The organism is Saccharibacillus qingshengii, assembly GCF_013185195.1.
Classification (GTDB): domain Bacteria; phylum Bacillota; class Bacilli; order Paenibacillales; family Paenibacillaceae; genus Saccharibacillus; species Saccharibacillus qingshengii.
In genome coordinates this window covers 69115-75310 of record NZ_JAAZWC010000025.1, presented here as the reverse complement: position 1 = coordinate 75310, position 6196 = coordinate 69115, and the positions used below count along the sequence as shown (strand labels likewise).

The 6196-nt window shown below is 55.2% G+C and carries 5 protein-coding genes; 1 reads left to right on the top strand and 4 read right to left on the bottom strand.

What is annotated here, in order from left to right:
- Positions 1 to 210: IS30 family transposase (locus HRQ60_RS18450; RefSeq protein WP_172198549.1), on the top strand; the 210-nt coding region annotated here is incomplete at its 5' end.
- Between the two features lie 74 nt (positions 211 to 284).
- Here the strand turns inward: HRQ60_RS18450 and HRQ60_RS18445 are convergent.
- The 4 genes from HRQ60_RS18445 to HRQ60_RS18430 form a co-directional block, all read right to left on the bottom strand.
- Positions 285 to 1289 carry a Gfo/Idh/MocA family protein gene (locus HRQ60_RS18445; protein ID WP_172198546.1) on the bottom strand — a complete coding sequence of 335 codons (1005 nt, stop codon included), beginning with the start codon at positions 1287 to 1289 and terminating at the stop codon, positions 285 to 287.
- A 624-nt stretch (positions 1290 to 1913) separates the two neighbouring features.
- Positions 1914 to 3089 carry an ABC transporter permease subunit gene (locus tag HRQ60_RS18440; RefSeq protein WP_172198544.1) on the bottom strand — a complete coding sequence of 392 codons (1176 nt, stop codon included), beginning with the start codon at positions 3087 to 3089 and terminating at the stop codon, positions 1914 to 1916.
- A 12-nt stretch (positions 3090 to 3101) separates the two neighbouring features.
- The gene (locus HRQ60_RS18435) at positions 3102 to 4670 is read right to left on the bottom strand and encodes a sugar ABC transporter ATP-binding protein (protein ID WP_172198542.1); all 1569 of its coding nucleotides are present in this window, start codon (positions 4668 to 4670) and stop codon (positions 3102 to 3104) included.
- A gap of 113 nt (positions 4671 to 4783) precedes the next feature.
- Positions 4784 to 5896: a sugar ABC transporter substrate-binding protein gene (locus HRQ60_RS18430; RefSeq protein ID WP_172198541.1), complete on the bottom strand. Its 1113-nt coding sequence runs from the start codon at positions 5894 to 5896 to the stop codon at positions 4784 to 4786.
- Between the last annotated feature and the right edge of the window lie 300 nt (positions 5897 to 6196).

Genomic DNA, 6196 nt, shown 5'->3' with positions numbered 1-6196 from the left:
GCCGATCCGTATTCCTCTTGGCAGCGAGGTTCCAACGAGAACGCAAACGGCCTGCTTCGAGAGTTTTTCCCCAAAGGCCACGATTTTGCGCAGGTGACCGATGCTGAACTCGAACAAGCTCTCGCCTTGATTAATAACCGGCCTCGTAAATGTTTAGGCTGGAAATCTACGCACGAATCGTTTCAGGAAGAAGTGTTGCACTTGGATTGACAATCCGTCAAAAGAAAAGACCCGGTCTTCAAGGAAGAAGACCGGGCCTGCTCAATCACGCTTATTCGGCTGCGTTACTCGAACGGATATTTCAAACCCCACTGCGCACGTACATTGTCCAACAGGCGCATGATGCCCATCGACTCGGCCAGCGAGATGACGCCGCTCTCGCGGCGGCCTTCCAGCAGGGCGCGGCCGACTTCTTCGGCTTCGTAGGCGTAGCCTTTGATGCCGCGATCTTCGCGGTCGTCCGTTACCGTGACCGGCTCTTCGCCGTTCACATGCAGCGTCGCTTCCTTCGCGAAGAGAAACTGCGGGATATGGATATAGCCTTTGGTGCCGTGGATATACGCGTCGTTCGGGAATTCCAGACGCACTCCTCCGTGCAGCGAAGCCGTTCTTCCCTGGCCGTAATCAAGCAGAATCGTGAAATGCTCGTCCACGCCCGTCTCGCCGATATGGGCGGTCGTCCAGATGGTATCCGGGTTAGGCCCGAAGACCATCGAAGCGAACGAAACCGGGTAGATTCCCGCGTCCAGCAGGGCGCCGCCGCCAAGTTCCGGATTCAGCAGGCGGCCTTCCGGATTCCAGCCGGCATCGAAGCCGAATTCGGCTTTGACGATGCGCAGTTCGCCGATACGTTCTTCGGACAGCCATTCGCGCACCTGCACAAGCGGCTTGAGGAAGCGCGACCACATGGCTTCCATCAGGAACAGCTTTTTCTCGCGCGCCGTCACGATCAGTTCCTCGAGTTCCCGGGAATTGACGGTGAACGGTTTTTCGCACAATACCGCTTTGCCTCCGTTAAGGGCGGTCAGTACGTTTTCTTTATGAAAAGGATGCGGAGTCGCCACATAAATCGCGTCCACGTCCGGATCGTTGGCCAATTCTTCATAGCTGCCGTGCGATACCGGCGCGCCGAATTTCTCCGCAAACTTGCCGGCGCTCTCGAGCGTACGCGATCCGATCGCATACAGTTCGCCGTTCGAAGCGTGCTTCAGATCGGCCGCAAACTGCTCGGCGATCCAGCCCGTTCCCAGAATGCCCCACTTGATCTTGCCGCTTGCTGCCTCGCTCATTATGACTCCTCCTTGAGATTGAAATCGTTTTCGGCTTACTTGATGGCGCAGAAGCGCCTTATGTAAGACCATACCCTGTAACTTTACCAGATCGGATGTGGAAAAGGTAGCAAGCCTGCAGACGACCGGCTCGTCTGAGTTGTGGGCGACCGGATTCGCGATCCCTACGGGAGGCTGGACGGTCATAGCAACGCACGCCCAATTTGAAAGATCCGGCTCGGCTCGGCTCGGCTCGGCTCGGCTCGGCTCGGCTCGGCTCGGCTAACGGATTGTATGTCCCTTACAGCGCCGAATCAAGCCTTTCCCCACTTTTAACGGAACGCATATCCGTTAGACGCTTTTCGGCAATCTTTTCCCGCCAAAAACAAGCCGAATTCCATTCTAAGCGTCATCTGAATCCGTTAGAATTTCCAAACCGCTCGAATTCGCTTCTAAGCGTCGTCTCGATCCGTTAGATTTTTTAAGTGCTGGTCAAGTACTGGAAACGGCTCCGATCGACGCAAAAAAGCCGCCTGCGCGGATTCTTCCCGACAAGCGGAAGAATCGCGAAAGCGGCTTAAGCACCCTAACGGGAGCCGGAAGTGACTTGAACACAAGAGCTGGAGCGAACAGGCCAATTGTGCTTTAGCCTCTTTTTCTGCGGGTCATGACATCGAAGATTACGGCTGCGGCCAATACGCCGCCGCGGATCATGTACTGATACGAGATGCCGACGCCGAGCAGGTTCATGCCGCTCGACAGCGAGGCCATAACGACCGCGCCGATGATAGAGCCGGTAACTTTGCCGACGCCGCCGGCTGCGGATACACCGCCGACGTAAGCGGCTGCGATCGCATCAAGCTCGAACAGGGTACCGGCCGTTGTCGTTGCCGACTGCAGACGGGCCGTGTACATAATACCGGACAGAGCGGACAGCATGCCCATGGAACCGAAGACGATATAAGTGATCTTCTTGACGTTGATCCCGGTCAGGTGCGCCGCTTCCGGGTTGCTGCCGACCGCATAGATATGACGGCCGAGTACGGTCTTGGTCGTCAGGAAGTGATAGATCGCAACGACGAGCAGCGTAATGACGACGGTCCAAGAGAATCCGTTGTAGCCGGCCAGAATCCAGGTTACGTAAGCGATGATCGCCGATACGAAGACCAGTTTGACGGCGAAGATCTTGTTGGAAGGGACTTCGAATTTGTATTTGATCTTCTGGTTGCGTTTGGAGATTTCGGCGTACACGAAGTACAAAATGACCAGTCCGCCGAGGATCAGCGACAGGACGTTCAGCCCGGCGATATGTCCGAGCGAAGGCAGGAAGCCGTTGCCGAGCGCATTGAACGTATCGTCTTTGACAATGATCGTGCCGGTCTTCTCGGTCACCTGAAGCAGGGCGCCGCGGAAGATCAGCATCGCCGCAAGCGACGAGACGAAGGCCGGAATCCCGACGGATGCGACCAGCACGCCGTTGAACATTCCGATGACGATACCCAGAATGAGGATGATCGGAATCGTAAAGTAGACCGGTACGCCGAGCTGCGACAGCATGATGGCGGCGATTGCGCCCATAAAGCCGGCGGCGAAACCGACCGACAAGTCGATATGCCGGATGACGATGACCAGCGTCATGCCGACCGCCAATACCGCAATGTAACCGGTGGCGTCGAGCAGGTTGCTGATATTCCGCGACGAGATGAACAGTCCGTTCGTCAGGATCGTGAAGGTAAGCATGATGACGAACAAAGCGATATACATCCCGTAATCGCGAATATTTACTTTGAGCAAAGATTTGGCTTCTTGAAAGAAGTTCACGGTTTTCCCCTCCTATTGCGTGGCGAAATGCATAATTTTTTCTTGATCGGCTTCTTCGGCCGCGATTTCGCCTTTGATCCGGCCTTCGGCCATGACATAGATGCGATCGCTCATTCCGAGAACTTCGCCGAGTTCGGACGAGATCATGATGATGCTCATGCCTTGGGCGATCAGTTTGTTCATGATCGTGTAGATTTCGAATTTGGCGCCGACGTCGATTCCCCGCGTCGGTTCGTCCAGAATCAGCAGCTGCGGGCCGACGAACAGCCATTTGCCGAGCGAGACTTTCTGCTGATTGCCGCCGCTCAGGTTGCCGACGATCTGCTCTACGGACGGGGCTTTGATGTTCATGGAACCTTTGTAATCGTTGGCAACTTTGACTTCTTCGTTGTCGTTAATGATGCCGCCCGGCGAGATCCCCCTGAGGTTGGCCGCGCTGACGTTGCTCTTGATGTCCTGGATCAGGAACAAGCCGTCGCCTTTGCGGTCTTCCGTTACATAAGCGATGCCTGCTTTGATCGCGTCGCTTGTGTGGTTGAACTTTCTCGGTTTGCCGTCGACATACAGCTCGCCGTCCAGCTTGTAATTTCTTGGGTTGCCGAAAATGCTGAGCGCGAACTCCGTACGGCCCGAGCCCATGAGGCCCGCAATACCGACGATTTCACCTTTTTTCACATAGAGGTCGACGTTCTTGACGAGGTTGCGGCCAAGTGTCGGATCGTAAGCGGTCCAGTTCTTGACCTCCAGAATATGGCCGCCGAACTTCTTGTCCGGGCGTTTCGGGTAGATGTCTTCGATATCGCGTCCGACCATGTTCTTGATGATCGTCGCTTCGGTAATCTCGCCTTTGGCAGCGTCCAGCGTACAGATCGTTTTGCCGTCGCGGATGACCGTCGCTTTGTCGGCGATCGCAATGACTTCCTTGAGTTTGTGCGAAATCATGATGCAGGTAATGCCCTGGCTCTTCAACTCGCGCAAAAGTTCCAAAAGGTTCTCGCTGTCGTTCTCGTTCAGCGCCGCCGTCGGTTCGTCCAGAATCAGCAGTTTGACGTTTTTGCTGAGCGCCTTGGCGATCTCGACGAGCTGCTGCTTGCCGACACCCAGGTCGCGGATAATCGTTTCCGGATTGACGTTCAGTTTGACCTTTTGCAGCATTTTACGCGCTTCGATGATCGTCTCGTTCCAGTCGATCACACCGCCGCGCGTCACTTCGTTTCCCGCAAAAATGTTTTCGTACACGCTCAGGTCCGGGAACAAAGCCAGCTCCTGATAGATAATCGCGATTCCCGTCTTGACGCTGTCCGTAATCTTGCCGAACTGCTGGACCGTACCCTCGTAGACGATATCTCCCTCATATGTGCCGTACGGATAGACCCCGCTCAGCACCTTCATCAATGTCGATTTGCCTGCACCGTTTTCGCCGACCAGAAAATGAATTTCGCCTTTTTTGACTTGAAAATTCACATCCGAGAGCGCTTTGACGCCCGTAAAGTTTTTGGAAATGCCGCGCATCTCCAAAATGTTGCCGTCCGGGCCTCCGGCTGTCCGGCCTTGCTTTTTGTCCAATATGTTTCCGCCCATTTCTGTCGCACCCCTTGCTGCCCGGTGTACCGGGAAAGAGGAACGGGGCATCCCCGTCCCTATCCCAGCCGGCTATTTACTGTGGTTGATCGCTCCCCAAGTGGGTTCGATCCTTACAGTCCCGTGAAGTCTTCCGCTTTGTAGTATTCCGAATCGATCAGCTCTTTTTGTACGTTGGCTTTGTCGACCACGATTACGTCGGTTTGTTTGGCTTTGACGTCTACGTTGCCGTTGTTGTAAGAGCCTGTTGTTTCCGGGGATTTGCCGTCCAGTACTTCGACAGCCATGCCCATTGCGTCTTTAACGAGCGTACGCACGTCTTTGAAGACCGTCATGGACTGCTTGCCGTCGAGGATATACTGGATCGAAGCCTGCTCGGCATCCTGGCCGGTAATGACGTAGTTGGTTACGGCGCTGTCGGAACCGAATACGTCGGCGATCGAGCGGGCCGTGCCGTCGTTCGGAGCAAGGATGGCAACGTCGCCTTTCATGTCGGCAGCGGCGGACGTCAGGTGAGTCTGGGCTTTGTTCTTGGCATCGTTCGGATCCCAGTTGGTTGTAACCTGGCCGATGATGCTGCTCATTTGGTCGCGGGACAGATCTTTGGTATCTTTGAGTGCTTCCGCTTCCGGCGAGTTCGCGATCATGAATGTGCCGTCTGCGATCTTAGGCTGAAGGACTTCCCATGCGCCTTGGAAGAACAAGAATGCGTTGTTGTCCGTTGCGGCACCGGCGTACAGGTACAGCGGTTGGCCTTTTCCCGTACCGTTGTCGATCAGGTACTGCGCTTGAGCCGCGCCGACCGCGAGGCTGTCGAACGTGACATAGTAGTCGACGGCGTCCGTGCTTGTGATCAGACGGTCGTAAGCGATGACGGTTACGCCGTCTTTTTTGGCTGCTTCCACAGCTGCCGCTGCGGCGTCGCCGTCCTGCGGGCAGATGATGAGCACTTTGATGCCTTTATTCAGCAGCGTTTCCACGTTCTCTTTTTCTTTCGCGGAAGAACCCTGGCTGAACAAAATTTCGGTCGTGTACTTCGTGCCGGACAGCGCGTCCTTGAAGCGCTGCTCGTCTTGTACCCATCTCGGCTCATCTTTCGTTGGCAGTACGATACCGACGCTGACGCTTCCTCCGCCGCTTCCGCCGGTATTGCTGCAGGCGCTGGCAACGATCGAGAACATCATGACCGCAATGAGAAGCACAATCCCCTTAAAATGCTTTTTCAAATGAACGAACCCCTTTCGGTTTGTCTGGTGTGGTTGATTCCTTCTGGCAAGATCAAATATAGCACCGCCGCAGCTCCATGTAAGCGCTTATCGTTAGCACTCTTTTGCGACCGTCTGTACTTTTTTAAGGGGAATGGGTAAGCGCTTGCAAAAAAATACCATCCAGCTGAAATCCGCTTCGCTGCGGGGACAAAAAAGAGACCTTCTCCGGCGTGGAAAAGGTCTCGGGTCGTTGGGCAGGGTAAGCGGGCAGTGTGGGAGTCGAAGGCGGGCAGTACTGGAGTGGAAGGCGGGCAGTAC